This is a genomic window from Marinobacter zhanjiangensis, from assembly GCF_014651935.1.
In the GTDB taxonomy this organism is placed as follows: domain Bacteria; phylum Pseudomonadota; class Gammaproteobacteria; order Pseudomonadales; family Oleiphilaceae; genus Marinobacter; species Marinobacter zhanjiangensis.
In genome coordinates, this window is the sequence record NZ_BMXV01000009.1 from 36524 (window position 1) to 55686 (window position 19163).

At 58.1% G+C, this 19163-nt stretch carries 24 protein-coding genes and 1 tRNA gene; 8 read left to right on the forward strand and 17 right to left on the reverse strand.

Translation table 11 applies throughout. The features are described from left to right. Positions 1-8: 8 nt before the first annotated feature. A complete protein-coding gene (gene tsaD, locus IE079_RS16730; RefSeq protein ID WP_189578001.1) occupies positions 9-1061 on the reverse strand; it encodes a tRNA (adenosine(37)-N6)-threonylcarbamoyltransferase complex transferase subunit TsaD in 1053 nt (350 codons plus the stop codon). A gap of 441 nt (positions 1062-1502) precedes the next feature. Between tsaD and rpsU the strand changes: the two genes are divergently transcribed. From rpsU to IE079_RS16750, 4 genes are all read left to right on the forward strand, one after another. Next, complete coding sequence (gene rpsU, locus IE079_RS16735; protein ID WP_007153483.1) at positions 1503-1718, forward strand: 30S ribosomal protein S21; 216 nt, start codon at positions 1503-1505, stop codon at positions 1716-1718. Positions 1719-1898: 180 nt separating this feature from the next. Next, positions 1899-3650 (forward strand): DNA primase, encoded by a 1752-nt coding sequence (gene dnaG / locus IE079_RS16740; RefSeq protein WP_189578002.1) that lies wholly within the window; start codon positions 1899-1901, stop codon positions 3648-3650. Between the two features lie 190 nt (positions 3651-3840). After that, complete coding sequence (rpoD, locus tag IE079_RS16745) at positions 3841-5679, forward strand: RNA polymerase sigma factor RpoD (protein WP_189578003.1); 1839 nt, start codon at positions 3841-3843, stop codon at positions 5677-5679. Positions 5680-5991: 312 nt separating this feature from the next. Beyond that, positions 5992-6068, forward strand: a tRNA-Ile gene (locus IE079_RS16750). Positions 6069-6127: 59 nt separating this feature from the next. On the opposite strand, the gene IE079_RS16755 is transcribed toward IE079_RS16750, so the two are convergent. The 15 genes from IE079_RS16755 to IE079_RS16825 all read right to left on the reverse strand — a co-directional run bounded on the left by IE079_RS16755 (position 6128) and on the right by IE079_RS16825 (position 14487). Further along, the gene (locus IE079_RS16755; protein ID WP_189578004.1) at positions 6128-6589 is read right to left on the reverse strand and encodes a hypothetical protein; all 462 of its coding nucleotides are present in this window, start codon (positions 6587-6589) and stop codon (positions 6128-6130) included. A gap of 26 nt (positions 6590-6615) precedes the next feature. Next, the gene (locus IE079_RS16760; RefSeq protein WP_189578005.1) at positions 6616-7584 is read right to left on the reverse strand and encodes a phage integrase; all 969 of its coding nucleotides are present in this window, start codon (positions 7582-7584) and stop codon (positions 6616-6618) included. Then, positions 7581-8846 (reverse strand): phage replication initiation factor, encoded by a 1266-nt coding sequence (locus IE079_RS16765; protein ID WP_189578006.1) that lies wholly within the window; start codon positions 8844-8846, stop codon positions 7581-7583. The genes IE079_RS16760 and IE079_RS16765 overlap by 4 nt, the downstream gene beginning before the upstream one ends. Positions 8847-8960: 114 nt before the next feature. After that, entirely contained in the window at positions 8961-10133 is a 1173-nt protein-coding gene (locus tag IE079_RS16770) for a zonular occludens toxin domain-containing protein (protein ID WP_189578007.1), read from the reverse strand. A 3-nt stretch (positions 10134-10136) separates the two neighbouring features. Further along, positions 10137-10400, reverse strand: a complete 264-nt coding sequence (locus IE079_RS16775) for a DUF2523 family protein (RefSeq protein ID WP_189578008.1) — start codon at positions 10398-10400, stop codon at positions 10137-10139. Between the two features lie 3 nt (positions 10401-10403). Continuing rightward, on the reverse strand, positions 10404-11726 hold the full coding sequence (locus tag IE079_RS16780) for a hypothetical protein (protein WP_189578009.1): 1323 nt from the start codon (positions 11724-11726) through the stop codon (positions 10404-10406). Positions 11727-11783: 57 nt separating this feature from the next. After that, positions 11784-12008, reverse strand: coding sequence for a hypothetical protein (locus tag IE079_RS16785; protein ID WP_189578010.1), 225 nt, complete (start codon positions 12006-12008; stop codon positions 11784-11786). A gap of 5 nt (positions 12009-12013) precedes the next feature. Then, on the reverse strand, positions 12014-12223 hold the full coding sequence (locus IE079_RS16790) for a hypothetical protein (RefSeq protein WP_189578011.1): 210 nt from the start codon (positions 12221-12223) through the stop codon (positions 12014-12016). Positions 12224-12231: 8 nt separating this feature from the next. Then, complete coding sequence (locus tag IE079_RS16795) at positions 12232-12531, reverse strand: hypothetical protein (protein WP_189578012.1); 300 nt, start codon at positions 12529-12531, stop codon at positions 12232-12234. A 224-nt stretch (positions 12532-12755) separates the two neighbouring features. Then, complete coding sequence (locus IE079_RS16800; protein ID WP_189578013.1) at positions 12756-13025, reverse strand: hypothetical protein; 270 nt, start codon at positions 13023-13025, stop codon at positions 12756-12758. Beyond that, on the reverse strand, positions 13022-13372 hold the full coding sequence (locus IE079_RS16805; RefSeq protein ID WP_189578014.1) for a hypothetical protein: 351 nt from the start codon (positions 13370-13372) through the stop codon (positions 13022-13024). The genes IE079_RS16800 and IE079_RS16805 overlap by 4 nt, the downstream gene beginning before the upstream one ends. Then, positions 13369-13608: a hypothetical protein gene (locus IE079_RS16810; RefSeq protein WP_189578015.1), complete on the reverse strand. Its 240-nt coding sequence runs from the start codon at positions 13606-13608 to the stop codon at positions 13369-13371. The genes IE079_RS16805 and IE079_RS16810 overlap by 4 nt, the downstream gene beginning before the upstream one ends. Next, complete coding sequence (locus IE079_RS16815; protein ID WP_189578016.1) at positions 13605-13868, reverse strand: hypothetical protein; 264 nt, start codon at positions 13866-13868, stop codon at positions 13605-13607. The genes IE079_RS16810 and IE079_RS16815 overlap by 4 nt, the downstream gene beginning before the upstream one ends. Next, entirely contained in the window at positions 13865-14329 is a 465-nt protein-coding gene (locus IE079_RS16820) for a hypothetical protein (protein WP_189578017.1), read from the reverse strand. The genes IE079_RS16815 and IE079_RS16820 overlap by 4 nt, the downstream gene beginning before the upstream one ends. Then, a complete protein-coding gene (locus IE079_RS16825) occupies positions 14326-14487 on the reverse strand; it encodes a hypothetical protein (RefSeq protein WP_227712571.1) in 162 nt (53 codons plus the stop codon). Before IE079_RS16825 ends, IE079_RS16820 begins: the two co-directional genes overlap by 4 nt. Positions 14488-14658: 171 nt before the next feature. Here IE079_RS16825 and IE079_RS16830 point away from each other — a divergent pair, with 171 nt between their 5' ends. From IE079_RS16830 to IE079_RS16840, 3 genes are read left to right on the forward strand one after another with little or no spacing between them, the layout of a single operon-like run. After that, positions 14659-15039: a hypothetical protein gene (locus IE079_RS16830; protein ID WP_189578019.1), complete on the forward strand. Its 381-nt coding sequence runs from the start codon at positions 14659-14661 to the stop codon at positions 15037-15039. 9 nt (positions 15040-15048) lie between these two features. Further along, positions 15049-16494, forward strand: a complete 1446-nt coding sequence (locus tag IE079_RS16835) for an anti-phage dCTP deaminase (protein ID WP_189578020.1) — start codon at positions 15049-15051, stop codon at positions 16492-16494. Further along, entirely contained in the window at positions 16491-16631 is a 141-nt protein-coding gene (locus tag IE079_RS16840; protein WP_189578021.1) for a hypothetical protein, read from the forward strand. Before IE079_RS16835 ends, IE079_RS16840 begins: the two co-directional genes overlap by 4 nt. A 435-nt stretch (positions 16632-17066) precedes the next feature. Here the strand turns inward: IE079_RS16840 and IE079_RS16845 are convergent, their stop codons facing one another. Then, positions 17067-17816: a glutamine amidotransferase gene (locus IE079_RS16845; RefSeq protein ID WP_189578022.1), complete on the reverse strand. Its 750-nt coding sequence runs from the start codon at positions 17814-17816 to the stop codon at positions 17067-17069. Positions 17817-18082: 266 nt separating this feature from the next. Between IE079_RS16845 and IE079_RS16850 the strand changes: the two genes are divergently transcribed. After that, positions 18083-19156, forward strand: coding sequence for a lipase secretion chaperone (locus IE079_RS16850; RefSeq protein WP_189578023.1), 1074 nt, complete (start codon positions 18083-18085; stop codon positions 19154-19156). The last annotated feature ends 7 nt before the right edge of the window (positions 19157-19163 follow it).

The following is a 19163-nucleotide window of genomic DNA, read 5'->3' on the forward strand; positions in this document are numbered from 1 at the left end:
CGGCCTCTTTATACCAGACCGTCAGTGCGCTCCTCTGACAGGCCCGGCAGGGTATCCATGGGCCAGCGCGGCCGCGCCACGATCCGCTCACCATCCCGTTGCCCCGCCAGCAATCGCTGGCAGCCCGCATAGGCGATCATCGCGCCGTTATCGGTGCAGAATTCGGGCCGCGCGTAGAATACCGATGCGCCCCGTTTTCCGGCCATGGCTTCCAGTGCCGCCCGCAACCTGCGGTTGGCACTGACACCGCCGGCCATCACCAGGCGGTCACAGTCCGCCGCATCCAGGGCCCGGCGACACTTGATCACCAGGGTATCCACCACCGCGCTCTCAAATGCCAGGGCAATGTCGGCCCGGGTCTGGTCGCTCCAGTTATCCGCTTTTTTCTCGGCCGTCACGGTATTGAGGGTGAAGGTCTTCAGCCCGCTGAAGCTGAACTCCAGGCCCGGGCGGTCCGTCATCGGGCGCGGGAAACGATAGATTCCTTCGCGGCCCTGCTCCGCCAGCGCCGCAACCCGGGGGCCACCTGGATAATCCAGCTCCAGCATTTTGGCGGTTTTGTCGAAAGCCTCGCCGGCCGCGTCATCCACCGACTCACCCAGCAACTGGTACTGGCCGATGCCCTCCACCTTTACCAACTGAGTGTGGCCGCCGGAAACCAGCAGCGCCACAAACGGGAAGGCGGGCGGGTTCTCCTCCAGCATCGGCGCCAGCAGATGGCCTTCCATGTGATGGATACCCAGCACTGGCACATCCAGGGCCAGGCCAAGGGCATGGGCCAGCGAACCACCCACCATCAGGGCACCCACCAGGCCGGGGCCGGCGGTGTAGGCAATTCCCGAAATGTCCGCGCGCTGGCAGCCGGCCTTGCCCAGCACTTCGTCACACAGCGGGAGCAGTTTGCGGACGTGGTCCCGCGACGCCAACTCCGGCACTACGCCGCCATAGTCAGCATGCAGGTCAGTCTGGCTGAACAGGGCATCGGCCAGCAGGCCACGCTCGCTGTCGTAGAGCGCCACACCGGTTTCGTCACAGGACGTTTCGATACCCAGAATCAGCATGGCCAGTACCTCAGGTTTAGTGTCCCGTCTGGGTAATTCGTTGACCTACTGAGCCACTGAGGACTTTGAGAGCAAGGCGCGTTGGCGAAGGTTTGGTGGTTCCAAATCGAGTCAACGCAACGCGGCTATCAAAGTCCTCAGTGGCTCCCGAAGGGCGTGACGCTGAAACTTCTGGCCGGTGTTGCCAGCCCTTGATGTGGAACCACCACACCTTCGGACTGGCGCCTTGGCCAGAAGCCTCAGCGTCACGCAGTAGGTTAACGAATTACCCAGACGGGACACTAGTGGAAAAAGCAGGCGGCATTCTAGCAGAAAGAGTACCGATAGTTTCACCGGGCAATTGACGATGGGCCGTCACAGGCGCTATCATTGCCGCCCTTAAATAGGACTGGCCGATTTTTGTCCAATATTTCAAACCGAATTCAAGGTAGGTGATCTTTAATGCCAGCTGTTAAAGTGAAAGAGAATGAACCATTTGACGTAGCGCTGCGTCGTTTCAAGCGCTCCTGCGAGAAAGCAGGCGTACTCTCGGAGGTTCGTCGTCGCGAACACTACGAGAAGCCGACTGCCGTTCGCAAGCGCAAGGCTGCCGCTGCCGTCAAGCGTCATCTCAAGAAGCTTCAGCGGGAACAGCGCAAGTTCGAGCGCCTGTACTAAGAGCGAGATTCATGCCCTGCTTCACGCAGGGTTATGAACCCGTTCATGGCGCGACAGACCTGTCAGCCCCATACTGACAGGCATGCGTGATATCAATGCCGTCGGGGCAGTGCTCCGGCGGCATTTTGCGCTATGGCGCCAAACCGAACCATTGCAGTTAGCGGCTCTTCAGGAGTAGGCATGAGCGGACTGATCCCCCAGCAATTTATTGAAAACCTGCTGGACAGGACAGACCTTGCCGAGCTTATTGGCTCCCGCATTACCCTCAAGAAAGCCGGCGCCAACTACAAGGCCCGCTGCCCCTTCCATGATGAGAAGACCCCCTCGTTCAACGTCAGGCCGGACAAGGGATTCTATCACTGTTTCGGGTGCGGCGCGCATGGCGACGCCATCAGCTTCGTGCGGGAATTCGAGGGCCTGGACTTCACCGACGCGGTAGAGGAACTGGCCCGCCGGGCAGGCCTGGAAGTGCCCTACGACAAAGCGGCCAGCCAGCAGATCCGCCAGGCACGGACACTGACCGACGCCCTGGATTTCGCCAACCAGTTCTACCGGAACCGCCTGGCCAGTCCGGAGGGGGCTCTGGCACGGGACTACCTGGCGGAGCGCGGCCTGGATGCGCAGGTGATTGACCTGTACCAGATCGGCTATGCCCCTGGTGCTGGCACGGCGCTTTACAACGCCGCCAGCGAGGAGCTGCGCAAACCGCTGATCGAGACCGGCACGGTATCGGATCGTTACGGGCGCCCCCGGGACCTGTTCCGTAACCGGGTAATATTCCCGATCCGCAATACCCGGGGCCGTACGGTCGCCTTCGGCGGTCGCACACTGGGGGATGACAAGGCCAAATACATCAACTCGCCGGAGTCGGACGCGTTCCACAAGAGCCGCGAGATCTACGGCCTGTTCGAGGCACGTCAGGCGCTTCGCCGCGTCGACAAGCTGCTGGTAGTGGAAGGGTACATGGACGTGATCGCCCTGGCCCAGTTCGGCATTCACTACGCCGTGGCTGCCATGGGCACCGCCACCAATCAGGATAGCCTGAGCGCCCTGCTTAAGCAGACAAGGCATCTGGTGTTCTGCTTTGACGGCGACACCGCCGGGTACCGGGCTGCGGACCGGGCCATGGAAAATGCACTGGAATTGCTGGCAGACGGCATTCACCTGCAGTTCCTGATGTTGCCGGACCAGGAAGACCCGGACACCCTGATCCGCAAGGAAGGGGCCGAGGCCTTCGAGCGTCGCATCAGCGAGGCCAGGCCCTTGTCCCGCTACCTGTTTGACCGCATGCAGGAAGGACTGGACCTGACCCTGCCGGAAAACCAGGGTGAGCTGCGCGCGCGAGTGGAACCGCTGCTCAATCGCATGCCCCAGGGCAGCCTGCGTAACGCCATGTGGCAGGAAATGATGCGGCTGTGTCGGCCACCGTGGCGCTGGCAGAACAAGACCGGCGGCCGTGACGGTTACCGGTCCGGCAACGCCGGCGGAGGCGAACCACAGGAACGGGTGCAGGTCCGGCTGAGCAGGAACCACATGCTGTGCCTGGCCATGCTGGAAGCTCCGGAGATGGCCGAGGAACTGAAGGATCTGTGCCGTCAGAACCGCCAACTGGACAAGGCCGCCGGGTTTGCCGACTGGCTCAGCCGCCAGGGCATCAAGACCCGGCGGCAGGTTTACCAGCAGCTCGCCCGGTCACCGGACGACCAGGCGCGTTTTCGCTCGCTGTTCGACGGCATTGAGCATCTGCCCGCGCGGGAGGAAGCACTGGATAGTGCCCGTGCGCTGCTGGCCCCGAACGACGAGGCGCGACAAAAGCAACGCCTGCGGGCGCTGGCCGAAAAGGCCCGGGACCTGAATTTCGCCGATCTGAGCCCGGAAGAGCGTCAACAGCTCAAAGCCTCGTTGGCTGCGGGTCAGGGAAAACACGGATAAGCGACATCACAATTACGAACGAATCAGGAGGTTCCGTGAAAGAAGGTTGGAAGCAAAGGATTTTTTCGGCGACGACTTGAAACCACGACCACTGATCACCATCTAACCATTCGGTGGCAGTCGTTGGACGTGACCGCTATAATGGTTGTTTAACTTTTTTCCTTTTTACCATCAAGTTCACAGGGTGTCTATGTCAGGCAATTCTCAGAAATCCCGTTTGAAAGACCTCATTGCCCGAGGAAAAGAGCAAGGTTACCTGACTTACGCCGAGGTCAACGACCACCTGCCTGAGGATATCGCGGATCCGGATCAGGTAGAAGACATTATCCGCATGATTAACGACATGGGCATTCAGGTCAGTGAGGAGACTCCCGACGCTGACACCCTGATCATGACTGAAGGCGACTCGACCGCCGACGAGGCGGCCGCTGCAGAAGCCGCCGCTGCCCTGGCCGCCGTGGAATCCGACGCTGGCCGCACCACCGACCCGGTGCGCATGTACATGCGCGAAATGGGCACCGTGGAGCTGCTGACCCGCGAAGGCGAGATCGTCATCGCCAAGCGCATCGAGGAAGGCATCCGCGATGTCATGGCTGCTATCGCCCACTTCCCGGGTACCGTTGGCACCGTCATCCAGGCTTACGACCGCATCGTCGAGAATGAAGGCCGCATCAGCGACATCGTGACCGGCTTTCTGGACCCGGACGGCGCCGAGCCATTCATGGGCGAGGACACCTCCGATACCACTGACACCGACACCTCCGCCAGTGACGACGATGACGACGACGAAGAAGAGAAAGAGAGCGGCCCCGACCCGGAGGAGACCCGCCTGCGCTTCGAACTGCTGCGGGAGAAGCTTGCCGTAGCCGAAGAGTGCCTGGACAAATACGGACGCGCCCACAAGAAAACCCAGGAAGCCCTCAACGAGCTTGGCCAGGTATTCGCCCCCTTCAAGCTGGCCAACAAGGCCTTTGAAGAACTGGTCAAGGTGGTCCGCTCCACCAACGAGCTGGTCCGCGAAAACGAGCGCGCCATCATGCGAATCTGCGTTCGTGAATGCCGCATGAACCGGAAGGAATTCATCAAATCCTTCCCCGGCAATGAGACCAACCTGGAGTGGGCACCCAAGATCGCGCGCTCCAAGAAGCCCTATGCCGCCGCTATCGGTGAGCGCCTGGACGAGATCGTCCGGCTGCAGAAGCGTATTGCCAATGTACAGGCCGAAGTGGATCTGGACATTCCGGACATCAAGGAAATCAACCGTCGCGTCTCCATTGGCGAGGCCAAGGCACGCCGCGCCAAGAAGGAAATGGTCGAGGCCAACCTGCGTCTGGTTATTTCCATTGCCAAGAAGTACACCAACCGCGGCCTGCAGTTCCTGGACCTGATCCAGGAAGGCAACATCGGCCTGATGAAAGCGGTGGACAAGTTCGAATATCGCCGTGGTTACAAGTTCTCCACCTACGCCACCTGGTGGATTCGTCAGGCCATCACCCGCTCCATCGCGGATCAGGCCCGCACCATCCGGATTCCGGTGCATATGATCGAGACCATCAACAAGCTCAACCGCATCTCCCGCCAGATGCTTCAGGAAATGGGTCGCGAGCCCACCCCGGAAGAGCTTGGCGAGCGTATGGAAATGCCGGAAGACAAGATCCGCAAGGTGCTGAAGATCGCAAAAGAGCCGATCTCCATGGAAACCCCCATCGGCGACGACGAAGACAGCCATCTGGGGGATTTCATCGAGGACATCCAGGCACTTTCGCCGGTGGATTCCGCCACCGCCGAAGGCCTGCGGGAAGCCACCCGCTCGGTCCTGGCCGGGCTCACTGCCCGCGAGTCCAAGGTGCTGCGCATGCGTTTCGGCATCGAGATGAACACCGACCACACCCTGGAAGAAGTCGGCAAACAGTTCGACGTCACCCGGGAGCGGATTCGTCAGATCGAGGCCAAGGCCCTGCGCAAACTGCGCCATCCGTCACGGTCTGACCACCTGCGCGGCTTCATCGACGACCAGGGCAACGGTTAAACCGCCCAACACAGTAGCGGGCGCCATGCCTCAACGGTATAATGGCGCCCGCTCTGCGTTCAGGCATCAAAAAAACAACCGGAAAGAGCTTACCGCTCAGATGGTTAAGTCTCTCGCAGACAGATATTCGGGCCTATAGCTCAGTTGGTTAGAGCAGGGGGTGAGGCCCGACCGATGTGCCAGTGGCACATCGCAGCGGGACGAACGGGCGCCAGCGCCCCGGACCTTCCGAAGGAAGGCATAATCCCGCTGACTTGAGGGCGCAAGGCCCGAAAGGCAGCCTGCTTAAAGACAATCGAAAACAGAGAATTTGGGCCTATAGCTCAGTTGGTTAGAGCAGGGGACTCATAATCCCTTGGTCGCTGGTTCGAGTCCAGCTGGGCCCACCATTTTTCAATGCGTTACCACACCCCCGCAACCTCTCCCCGCCGTAGGCGTCAACCAAACGTCAACCAACACTCACCAGGCTAAAGGCGGCCCAAAGCCCGATAACACCCACGCCCAACGGAATCACTACTTCCATGGTCTGGTTTAATGAACCCACAAACGCCAACTTAACTTTGGAACGCTCATTATAATAAGTCTGAGCAAACCTCTTAAGAACCTCGAAGAACGAACTGTCCGCAACGCTCAACCTACTGTGATCGGGGTATTGTGACTTATCCAATTGAGCCAGCCAGTTGACCGAGTCGACCCAGCAAAGCGCAGAAAATCGAGTAAGAAAATAAATCTGAACAAATAGAAAAGCCTGAGCGACGCTTTGCTGCCTGTCAGCAACGTCAAGAGGGATATCCAGCAGAGGAATTCTTCCTGGCAACTCGCCAAGATGATTAAGAAAAAAGCAAAGTGCCGAAAACAGTAATAGGTTCCTTTTAGCTCGCTCAGTGTTATCCGTAAGAATATGACTCAAAACCATCGATTACCCCCCCCCCTACCTCACCTTGATAAAGGGTTATAGATTACCACGTCATTCAGGTAGTTAGGGGCCAAGTGCGCGTAACGCATGGTCAGCTTGAGATCAGAATGCCCCAGGACTTTCTGGAGCGTCAGAATGTGGCCCCCGTTCATCACGAAGTGACTCGCAAACGTATGCCGGCAGATATGGGTGAGCTGCCCCCTGGGTAGCTTTATGTCTGCCCTGTCGACAGCAGACCGAAAGGCACTGTAGCAAGACTGAAACGGCACTTCCTGAATCAGTTCATCGTATAGGCGCTTATCCAGGGGAACGGACCGGTTCTTGCCGCTCTTGGTGGATCCATAGGTTACCCGGTGCGGTGTGAAAGATGACCTGGTGACACTCTCTGCTTCCGACCAACGAGCGCCGGTTGCCAATGCCAGGCGGACAACGTGGTAGACCGATGAATTCGATGATTGGCGGCACTGTTCCAGGAGTTCCTGGATCTGTTCCTGGTCCAGGAAAGCGAGTTCCTGTTCGTCCAGTTTAAAACGTCGGAGCTTTTCCAGTGGGTTACGCCCCTTCCAATGACCCTGGCGGATGAGTTCGTTGTACACAGCGCTCAGATATGCCTGTTCGTGGTTCAACGTGTTCTCGGAGGTACCCGAATCGACGCGAACCAGGCGATAAGCGGCGAAGTCACCAGCAGTGAAACGACCTGCCCTGGGATTGCCCAGCCTGATGGCTATGGCTTCCAATTTCTTCTTGCGCCCTTCCCCATCCTTGAGAGCGTGACCGTGGTGAACATACCACTGCTTTACGAGGTCCAGGAGCGTGCGGGTATCCCGGTTCGGGTTCCAGTCTTCTCCTGCCTGGTGTTTTGTCAGTAGCCAGCGCTCGAAACGGGCTGCTTCTGCCCTGCTGGGAAAGCTCTTGCGGATCCGCTTCTGGCCGCGTCCACCAGGTTGTAGGTCTACCTGCCATTTGCCGGAAGGTAACTTCTTGATCATGCGGCTACCTTGGTTAGCAGTCGTCGTCGGTTAAGCCCTTCCTGGACGAGCTGGAATAGCTCGTTTTCGTACATGTCACGGCGTCGGTAGTAGTTGCAAAGGTCTTCCCAGAGGCCGGATTTCTTGAGGCAGTCCCAGGCCTGTCGAGCATTAAACCGGTTGCGGGCATAGATCGACAGGAGGTTGCCGAAGGCCAGGGAGACGTTCTTTTCGTTGCCGCAACCGGGTTCCTTTTTTGCGCGTTTATACACCAGGCTGGGCGGTGGGTGGCCGAAGCTGACGTCGTCCCGGAGTTTGGTCCAGATGGGGTGCACCCATTCCCGTTTGACCTCGTAGCGGTTGCCCTGGAGGGCGTATTGCCAGAGGCCGGTCAGGTGCGGGACGGCATCGGCGAAGGTGCGGATGCCTTTCATGCCGGGGGTGCCGTCGGAGATTTCGTTGACGATACGGTGATGGAAGCGAACTTCCAGGCGCCAGACGGGCAGTTCCGGGTCATAGCAGGTGTCCGGGAAGCTGTCTTCACTGACGGCGCATTCCCAGATGCCTTCCATGAAGGCGCGCTTGTCGGAGACGTCGATTTCCTTGGATTTGTCGTAGAGGCAGACCTGGAGGCTGTTGGCCTTGCCGAAGGTGAAGGTCTCCCCTCTCCCGTTGATGGTAGCGCCCTGGAGGCCCTGGAATGCCAGTTCACTGATGCCGTTGTGGCAGCTGATGGTCCGGGCTCTGGTGACGAAGTGGCTGGCGAAGTCCTGGGGCGGTTCCCAACCCTGGAAGTCCACGGCCAGGTGGAGGGCGATGCCGACGGGGTTGATGCCGTTCAGGAAGAGCATGCCCCATTCGGTCAGTTCGTCGTGTACCTGGTCGCTGGAGCGCTCATAGAGCCATCTGGGGCTGGTCTCTATCTTGACGTGGGTGCCCTGGCTGTCGGCGTCAGCATAGAAGTTCTGGATAAGGATGGTCAGGCCCACTTCGCGATTCTGCAGCAGGTACTTGAAGCCGCCACGTCTGCCTGACATGAGGCGGAACTCGGTGTTGTTGAGGGTGATGGTGGCGTTGAAGCCTTCTTCGTAGGCCTGGGCGATGGTTGCCAGGATTTGGGGTTTTAACCGTCCCTGGAACAGTTGTCTGACGGTATCCACCCCACTCCAGAGTACGTTGACGTTCTGGAGGTTGACCTGCTGGCCTTCGGGTCCGATGAACAGGTGTCCTTTACCGATCTCCCCGGTGCGGATATCCATGCGTTCAAAGTCTCTGATTTTCATCTGTGGCCTTCTGTGGTTGTCTGTGGTCAATAAACGACTAGGGTCGTTTTCCATGAGACGTGTTACAGTGACGTCTCCGGGGGCCGGCCGCGAGACGCCGGCGCGTCGCTCCGCTCATGCGCCGGGGTCCTCGCGGCCGACCTCCAGGTAATTCCGGCTTTCGCGTTCGTATTCGTCGTACCGCTGGGGCTCTTTGTAGCTGTACCAGGTCACCAGTTGGCCTTCGATGACGCAGTAGGGTTCGCCCGTTTTGCGGAAGGTGGCACACACCCGGGAATGGATTTTCCGGGTGCCGTGTTCGCCCCAGATCCAATAAATGCCGTTGACCTCGCCGACGATGCGCCACTTGTCGGAGACGGGTAGCCAGCCCTGCTCGATTTCGTATTGCTGCTGGCGCTGGGCGTTTTCCGGTAAGCGTGTTCGCACTTTCCTGGTGGTGCCGGTGCTGTTTGTCGTTGTTGTTGTAGCGCTGGTGTTTGTTCCGTTCGCTGCTGGGTTGCCGGTGGTTGTGGTTACCGGTTGTTGCTGGGCCTGGGGGCTTTGGTCTGGGTCTGGAACCTGGAAGTAGCTGAAGGCCTTCCAGCCGCCATAGGCCATGATGATGATGGCAATCGGCATACCGAACTTGATAAAGGGGCTTTTGAGGATGTTGGCCCGGTCGTCGGCTTTTTCTTCCATGCCGGCGGCGAAGTCGGTCTTGTTGCGAGTGTGGCTCTTGTAATACTGGTAGATCTCGGGCTTGTACTTGCCGTAGAGCTGGCGCATCGGGGTGCCGGGCTTCTGGCCGGTGGCGGCGCCCATGTAGACGTCTACCCGGTACTTGTTGCGCTGGCCGATGGCGGTGAGTTTGACGGCGCGGTAGGTTTCTTCGACCAGTTGTCGGACGAAGGCGCAGAGCTGTGCCAGGTCCTGGGTGACCAGCACGATTTCGTTGGTGCGCCCGTCCTCGCCCACGGCGTGGCGGTGTTCGGTGAAGAACTCTTTCTGGCATTGCGGGATGTTGGTGGCCTTCATGCCGCTTTTCCAGAAGCGCCAGGCTTCGTCGATGATCCAGATGGCGCCGGCGGGGTGTTTGTCCAGGCTGAAGAACTGGGGGTCGTTTTCGGCGTCCTGGTTGTTGAAGACGGTGATTTTCCCGTCCGGGTAGTCGTCGGCCAGGCGTCCGAGCTTGAGCGGGATGTTGGTGATGATGTGCCGGCCCACTTCCAGGGACGGGATAATGACGTTTTCGACGACGCCGTAGCTTTTGCCGGAGCCGGGCAAACCGGAGTATCCCACGATGGACATAGGTCACCCGATGAAGGGGATGCGACGGAGGACGAACCGGGCCAGCAGTGCCGTGAAGATGGCGGTCAAGCCGTAGTCGAACTCCATCATGGTGAGGAAGTAGAGCATGTCCCCGCCCAGGCTGTTAAAGACGTCCTGGACGTCGGCGACCTGGATTTCGGGTATCCAGTCGAGCATGCCTTCCAGGGCGTCGACGAGCCATTCATACAGCTTGCGGGGCAGCCAGAGTACGATGTCGATAAGTGCGTCGATGATGTTCTGGAACATAGGTCAGGCCTTCAAGAAGACAACAACGGCGGCGATGGTCCACACCGCCATGAACAGGGCCGAGAGCTGGCCGCGATAGTTCTCGAGGATGTCGCAGTGGACATCCATGGTGGTGGCTCCCCAGTAGTCGTTGGCCGGGAAGGTGTAGGTCGGGCAACTGGTGTTGCTGGCTATGCTGGGGACCTGGCTCACCGCCGCGATGGTGGGGTGTGAGCTGATGGCGCCATACAGGCGGTTAGAGCTCTGTTCGAAGGTGGCGGCGTTGCCCAGGCCGTCGGTGCTGTAGCCGTCGTCGGGGTTGTCCATCTTTTCGTTCATTTCGTCGAGGGTGTCGCCGATACCTTCCAGTTCTTCGTTGGTCTGTTCCTGGCCTTCCTGGGTGGGGGCGGGGTTGCCGCTGTCGTCACCACTGCCGTTGCCACCACCGGTGCCGGGTAGGCCGTTCTCGGTGATGCCTTTGAGTCGGTTGTCGATGTTCTGGAGGTGGCGGTTGCCTTCACCGAGTTCGTCCAGGATATCGTCACGCTGTCGGTTGCCGGTGTCGGGGTCGTTGGTGCGGTCGTATTCGTCGGGGACGCCGTCACCGTCGGTGTCGGTGTTGGGTTCGGGGTCTTCTTCCTCTTCTTCGTCGCCGGGGTAGCCGTCGACTTTTTCGCAGGTGAAGCCGTAGCCGTCGTTGACGGCGATCATGTTGAGGCTGTCAGAGTCGCAGACGGTGTCGGCGCCGTAGCCTTCCGGCAGGCAGGTGGCTTCGCCGTTGACGATGCCGTAGGTGCCGTTCTGGTCTTCGCATTCACTCTTTGCCGGGGCGCAGACGTGGACCTGGCCGTTGCCGGTACCGTAAGTGCCCTGGTAGCCGTCGGTGTCCGGGGTGCAGTCGTCGTCGGGGTCGTCGGGATCGTCGTCAGGGAGCAGGCAGTAGCCGTCCAGGAGGGTGCCGTTCTCACATTCCGGGATGCAGGTTTTGGTGTCGGGGCTGTAGATCTCGCCGTTCTCGAAGCATTCTTCCGGTTCCTGGACCTGGACGCATTCGCCGGTGACGACGTCGATGTAGTTGGGCGCTTCGCACGCGGGCTCCTGGTTCTTGAAGAAGTAGTTCACTTTGCAGCCGCCTCCGCAGGTGAAGGCCGCGTAGTAGTACGGATAGTTACCGCCGGGGTTCTCTTTCACTTCCTGGCAATCGCTGGAGATTTCCCCGGAGGTGCCTGCCAGACAGGCGGCATGAGCCGCTGATTGTTCTGTGAAGTACTCGTGGGCATGGGCCAGATTGGCAAAGCCGAACAGGCCGAGCAGCAGGATCAGATATCTTTGAACAGGTAGGCGCATGCCACAGCTCCCATCACGAAGAATGTCCAGTCCCACAACTCGGCCATGGTGGTGCTCCTACTTGATCATGCTCAGCAGGAGGCGACCGCCCTTGCGCACCACGAAGAAGCCCGCAAGCAGGGCGACGATGGCGGCGACGGCGGTTTCTTCGCCGGAGAGGTCGATACCGCCGGTGACGGTGGACCAGTCGTAGGCGAAGGCGCCGGAACTGGCCGCCATGGCAGCGGCTGCAATGCCTGCCTTGGCGGCCAGGCGTGACTTGATTTGGGTTACTTTTTTCATAAGCGTTACCTCAGCATTTTCAGGATTTGGCGACCGCCGAAGATAACGGCCATTACGGGGACGACGGTGGCGAAGCCGTGGAAGAAGGCTTCCGCCGCCATCGCGGGTGTGTGCTCGACCGGGGCCGAGTACACGATTTGTGTGACGGTGCCGGTGCACTCCCAGCCCGTGGGGCCGGTTTGCCAGGTGCCGTCACACAAAATCAGGCTGCCCATGACTCAGCTCAGGCAGCCGGTTTTTTCATGGCGTCCTGGGGCTTGAGCTCCAGGGCCTTGAAGGTGACTTTGCCCCCTGCCCCGGCTTTCATCTGGGCCTTCACGACGAAGGGCGCCGGGAGCTTGTCGGCGTGGTTGCGCAGCTGGTCGATGTGTTTCCAGTCGCAGGCGATTTTCATGACTTCGTTACCGACGCGGTTGTCGTCGGTGGCCTCTGCCGGGCTGTAGGCCCAGACGGAACCCCCTTTGTTACCGTCGATGTCGTAGCGGGTCGCGCCGATGATCATCAGGTTCAGGTAGTTTTCCATTGGTCAGTCCTCTTGCTTCGTTTGGCGTTGATGGCCCACGTGGGCCTGGGTGTTGTCTTCCTGCCACCCTGCGGGTGGCTGCGTTTGCTCACGGCTCGGAATCAAGGGGCGGGCGTCCACCCCCGTCATCCTCACCGCTCGTGATGCGCACTGTGGTCCAGCCAGTGAGCCCCGCAAGGCCAGGGGGCCTGCGGCCCTGGCGCTGCGCGCCAGCCTTGCAGGCCTCACTGCCCGGCCCCCGGGTCGTGCGCGAGCGGTGACGATGACGGGGGCGGACTCGGGGACTTTTCCAGGTGGGCCTGGTCCCTTTCGAAGAAATCCGGGCAGCCGGCCTCGACCCAGGCGCTCAAGACCGCACCGCCGAGGGTGTAAAGATCCGTTCCGCGGGCCGCGGCTTCCTTTAACAGGTCGGCATGGATGCGGGTGGTGGCCATGACGTAAAAGCGTTTTGGCTCCGCCGGCAGGTTTTGTTTGCGCTTGGGGATGGTGTTCATGGTTGTGTCTCCGTCACCGTGGGCAGATCCAGGTGGCCGTGATCCCAGGCGTCGCGCAGTCGTGTCAGGCGGTCGAACGCCGGGCTGTGGTAGCCCCTGGCTTCCAGTTCGTGGATGAGTTGATCGGTAAAGGTGGCCTTGCACCGGGCCAGGTAGTCGCACGGGTAGTCGGTGCGGACGTGCTGCAGGTGGCCCAGGCGGTCGGCCAAGAGTGTAAAAAGGCCTTCCAGGGTGTCGGTGGTGAGCGCAGAGGACGGACGAGCGGCCTGGAAGGCAAAGGTGTCCTGAAATGCCTGCTGGAGGCAGTCGCGAACCAGTTGTTTGTTGGGCTTGCGGGAGCGGTTCATCGAGAAGCCCCCACTACCAGGCGTCCAAGTTTGGATTCCAGGTCCCGGATCCGGTTGGCCAGTTCCACACCGGCGCGGATCTCTTCACTGGAGTCCTTAACGACATTGATGGACATCAGCTGGCCTTTCATCTGGTCGATGTCGGCGACGAGTTCGCGCATCCGGTCGGTTACCGGGATGGCGCTGTGGGGCATGGTCATGCCCTGCCCTGGTGTCTGGTGGGTGGTGCGAATCATTGGACAGAGGCCTCCATCCGGACGCTGTGCATAAACGGGCTAATGGCGTGGGAGTGCGCGTAGGTCATAAAGGCGGATTCGGCCAACGTGGCGTAGGCGCACAGGGTGCTGTCCAACTGATCGAACGCCGCCTTCATGCCCTGGATCTTGATCAGGCATTCGAAGGCGGTATCGCGGTCGCCGTTGTCCAGGAAGTGGATGGCAACGTTGAACAGGGTTCGGCCCTGGTGTTTCTTGAGTTCGCGGGTGGCCGGGGTCATAAGTAAGCCTCCAGGCGGACACCTTTGTAGATCTGGCCGGGCATGGCGCCGCAGGTGGATAGCTGTTCGCGGCGCAGGACGACGGTATCCGGCAGGGTGCCTTTGACGCTTTGGAAGTAGTCCAGGTAATCGTCCAGCTTGGCGCGGATCTTCAGGGATCGGGCGTTGTCGTTGAAGTGGACGGCGTCCCCCTCTACTTCTGCCTCATCCTTATAAGGAGAGGTGAAGGACCAGCCGGTAGCCCCGTTGGTACTGTCACCGCCAACGGCCACCCACTGGCGACCGGAGGCACTGACAACGACCGTTCCAGGCGCCACCATGCAGGCCGGGCCCAGGCGGTCGGCAGACCCTACGAGCTTGTTGCCATCGAAGAACCAGAAGCCAGGGATCTTGCAATCACCCTCACTGCGAAGTCGGACATACAGGGCGACCGCCTCACCGGCTCTATTCAGACGCTTCATTGCCAGTCCTCCTGTTCCAGTGCCACCTGGGACAACGCCGCAATGTTCACCATGCGAACCCGGCCAATCTTCAGAGAAGGCAGGTGGCCTTTTTCGATCTGGCCCCGGACCTGCCCTTCCGTCAGCCCGGTGAGCTGGGCGTAACGGTCCTGGGTCATGACCGGGGTTGCTAGCAAGATGAGTTGTTTCTGCTCGTCCACTGTTTTGCACTCTGCTAAAATTCGACAAAGAACTCGCAGCACCAATCAACGGTGCATTATTTACACCATACACATTAATGCACCGTGCATTAATGTGTCAAGGGTGATTTTCGTTCTTTGGGGAATTTAATGAGTAGCACCATTCACGAGAGATTCACCCACCTAGTCCGAAGGTCCGGGGAATCGATCCAGGACCTGGCGTCAGAGTCAGGAATCGACTACCGAAGGTGGGTGAACGTCATAAATGGAAGGGCGAGACTGACCGCTGACTTCATAGAATTCGCGTCGCAAAAATGGATGCGATTTTCTCTATGGTTAGTGTTAGGCGAGAAATTCGAAAACGATGAAGTTTGCATTAACGACTTAGCCAGCCCCAATGAGTTCGATAAAGAACAAACTTCTTGGAAGCTAGAAAAAATGCTTGATGAACTTCAAACAGAATACGAAGGGAAAAGTAAGGATGAAATCCTAGAGCTAATAGAGAACATCAACAAACTAAAAAACAAATAACGGTGACTCATGGATTACTTTTCAAATGACTGCGAGCTAATTATCGGGCTAGCAAGTCCAGTTGGGGTTAATCATGCCGACGTCGAAAATCGTTTAAAAAGTATCTTCTCTCAATTTAACTACACCGTTAATTATATTCACCTAAGTGAACTTGTAGAAAAACATTTCGGCATTAAAAGACCAAGACTTGACAAAGAAGTTGATCGCTTAAATTGGGCCATGAAAACAGGATCTGACTTGCGAAACAAGTACGGCAGGGGAGACCTTTACGCACTAATGGCGATGGACGAAATCAATGCGAGCAGGGAAACAGACAATGAATCTGTTTCGCCCAGACCTAGAACGGTACATGTGATAAGGTCGTTAAAACATGCGGATGAAGTAAATACTCTCAGACAGGTCTATGGTCAAGGGTTTTTTCTGCTTGGAATATCTGCAAGCACCGAGAGCAAAAAACATTATTTAAGGGAACTTCAAGGCGTCGAGGAGGACGACCTAGATGCCCTGATAGGCCGCGACGATAAAGAAAATGACAAGTTAGGCCAGCAAACACGGAATGTATTCCAACTGGCTGATGCGTTTGTAACTACAGATGACAACACCAGGCTATCCAAGCAGCTAGGTAGAATTGTAGACCTCTTATTCTCGAATCCGCACACTCCTCCAACGGAGGAGGAATATGCAATGTTTATGGCGTATGCGGCTTCACTGAGGTCTGCAGATCTTTCCAGACAAGTGGGGGCTGTAATCACCAATGACATGGGCGACATCGTATCCACAGGTGCAAACGACGTTCCTAGATTTGGAGGAGGATTGTATTGGCCTGACGAATTCGACAACCGTGATTACATCAAAGGTTATGATTCTAATGAAAGAGAAAGAACAAACATAATCGACGAAGCAATAAAATCTTTACTTGGAAATGATATCGATAGCACTAAACTTGCCGAAGCGAAAGCAACACTGGAAAAATCAAGACTGGCTGATCTTACAGAGTTTGGAAGAGCAGTTCATGCAGAAATGGAAGCCTTAATTCAAGCATCAAGAAATGGGATTTCCGTAAGAGGATCCAAGCTCTATACCACGACATTTCCTTGCCACAACTGTGCCAAACATATTGTAGCCGCCGGAGCAAAGGAAGTTGTTTATATTGAACCTTATCCCAAAAGCTTCGCAACAAAGTTACACGATGACACAATAAACGACAAAGAAGAACGCGCCAGCAACAAAGTTAACTTTACTCAGTTCGTTGGTATTGGACCTCGCAAGTTTGTTGATCTATTCTCAATGAACTTAGGTAACGGCAGAAAAGTCAAAAGAAAAAAAGATGGGAAAGTCGTGAATTGGGAGAGAAGGGGAGCTGAACTACGCGTACCGATGTCGCCCTTATCTTATCTAGAATCCGAAACCAAACTTGTGGAAGAGTACTCAAAATTGACCAAGGAGGAAGCATGAAAACCGAAGAAAAAATCAAAAGAAATCATGAAAGAGCACAACATATAGTTAACTCTTGGCCAACTTGGAAGCGCGAATTCTCTATTACGAAATATTCTATAAAGCAAGATTCAAAAGACAACAAAAAACCTAACTAACAAGCCTATGCACGGGACAAGGACGTCCAAGACGCAGCCAGATCTTTCGACTAGACGCTAGTAGGTGTCGACAAAACGTCAACCACCTTGTGGTTTTAAGTGGTCTGAAGTGGTTGCTGCTATCTGCTAACCCACTGTTTTTCAGACCACTGTGCAACTGTGTGGGGCTACGAATGCCGCTGCAGGGCCCTCATAATCCCTTGGTCGCTGGTTCGAGTCCAGCTGGGCCCACCACTCCTTCCACACTCCATCACGCGGGTACTGCAAGCATCCCACCCGATTTTCGTCCGGCCATAAAAAAAAGGCCGGCCATAAGGCCGACCTGAAACGTCTCGTCCAACAATACAATGCAGATCACCGCAATGCTTGCACATAAACCTACGTTGCTAATAAAAAGTGGATCACCGGGTAACGTCTGAAATGTTAGTCATTGCCTCATCGCGATGTCGATCCGGTGTAAGGTCGACCGGCGTTCTGGCCGCTGGCGTAGCGTGCGAACCGGGCCAGCAGGCTTGTGGCCTGGGCTGTCTCCTGCACCTTCGCTATCAGGCTGCCCGGGTCCTGCCCTTCTCTTTCCAGATCCCTGGCCTGGGTTTCCAGGTATCCCGTCATGATGCGGTGATCGAACTCCGGGTGGAACTGGACCCCCCACGCCTGGCGCCCGATGCGGAACGCCTGATGGGGTTCACCGTCAGAGTGAGCAAGCAGGATCGCCTGCGGTGGCAACGCCAGCACCGACTGGGCGTGGGTAAGGTGAGCCGGAAAGGTTTCCGGGAGCTGGCCAAGCAGTCGGTCCTGCTTGCCTTCCTCGGTGAGCGTCACCGGGAAGGTACCGGATTCCCGGCCTTCATCACGGAACCCCACGCGACCACCAAAGGCATGGGCCAACAGCTGATGCCCGTAGCAGACGCCGAGCACCGGCACGTCGTTATCCACCGCCTCCCGCAACCATGAGGCGGTTTGCTCACTCCACGGCAGACCTTCCGTGACCATGGCTGGCGAGCCCGTAATAACCACGCCTGACCAGCCCGCCACCGATTCCGGCGGCCCTTCCCGGGTGACATCCCTGACCACCGGCCGGGAGTCAGCATCCAGATGCCGCACAAACCAGTGCTCGAAATCACCAAAGGTCTGACTGATCACCGGATAGGTGCAACCGGTCTTGAGAATGAGCAAGCTGGCCATGAACGTCCGGGACTCCTTACGGGTGGAAGGGGTGGAATATGGAATGGTTAATGTAACATGGTCTGCCGGAAATGCTGGCCAGTGCCGCCTTCCAGGCCGGCACTGGTGTGTTGCCCCCATTTAATGAGTTAACTGCCACTCATGTCATAGTCACTCAGCCTATGGCAACCTAAGATCTGGGGGAATTACACTGGACGTGTACTGAAATCACTCGAACCTCGCCATCCAGATGACAGCGGGGGGCAAGACTATGACTGGAGAGGGATGTGGCAGGAAATCGTGACGGATGGTGGCTGGCAGCGGTGATCTCACCGTTGGTCTTGCTGGGGGGCTGGATGCTCTGGCCGGATTCCCCCGAGCCCGATCCCGGCTGGACTTCCTCCGACGACTCAGGTCGTCCAGAGCAGACCATTGCCAGTGAGTGGCGGGAGCCGGATACCAGCATCAATGTTGCCGGAGAAAGTGAAGCCTCTGACACCCGGGCATCAGCCGAAGAGGCGGAATCGGCACAACCGGAAATCAGCCTGGACCGGTTGCAGCATGCGCTGGCGAACATTGGCATCGACGAGGACGGCAATCTGGTACTGGATGAGATTGCTCTGGCGTCCCTGCGCGAGGCCTTCCGTGGGCTGGAGAACGCCGGGCCAGACACCCTGGACGAACTGAAACGCTACGTGGAAGCCGGCCTGGCGGGCGAAACCGGCGTCCAGGCCGCCAGCATCCTCGGCGACTATATCAACTATCGCAAGGCGCTGACGGCAGCGGAGGCGGACTGGGCTGAGCTGGAAGACCTTGCCCCCCGTGACAAGCTGGAACGCGCCATTGAACTGCGCCGACAGCACATGGATCCGCTGACCGCCAGCCAGCTGTTTGCCGGCGAAGATGCCCACCAGCGCTACCTGATCGCCATGGAGGAAGTGCGCACCAATCCGGACCTTGACGGGGAGCAGCGGCAGCAGGCCCTCTCCCGCCTGCGTGAGGACCTTCACTCCGGGGCACTGCTGGTAGACAGCGAAGGCACGGATGCTGTGGAAAAGCTTCGCTCGGAGCGCCAGAGCTGGGAATCCATGGGGCTGAGTGACAAAACCCAGGACTATCTGGAGCAACAGACTCTGGGACTGGTCGCTGCCCGGGACCTGACTGGCACTGATGCCCGGGACTGGCAGAATCGCTACGACCAGTTTTCGCAGCAACGGGATACCATTCTCAGCGCCGGGCTGAGCGAGGATGAGAAAGCCCGACAGGTTGAGTCCCTGATGGATACCTATTTTACGGCCGAGGAAGTGGAAGCCGCCAGTAACTGGCTGCCGGAATACCTGAAGGCAGAACTCTCGGACTGATGCTGCC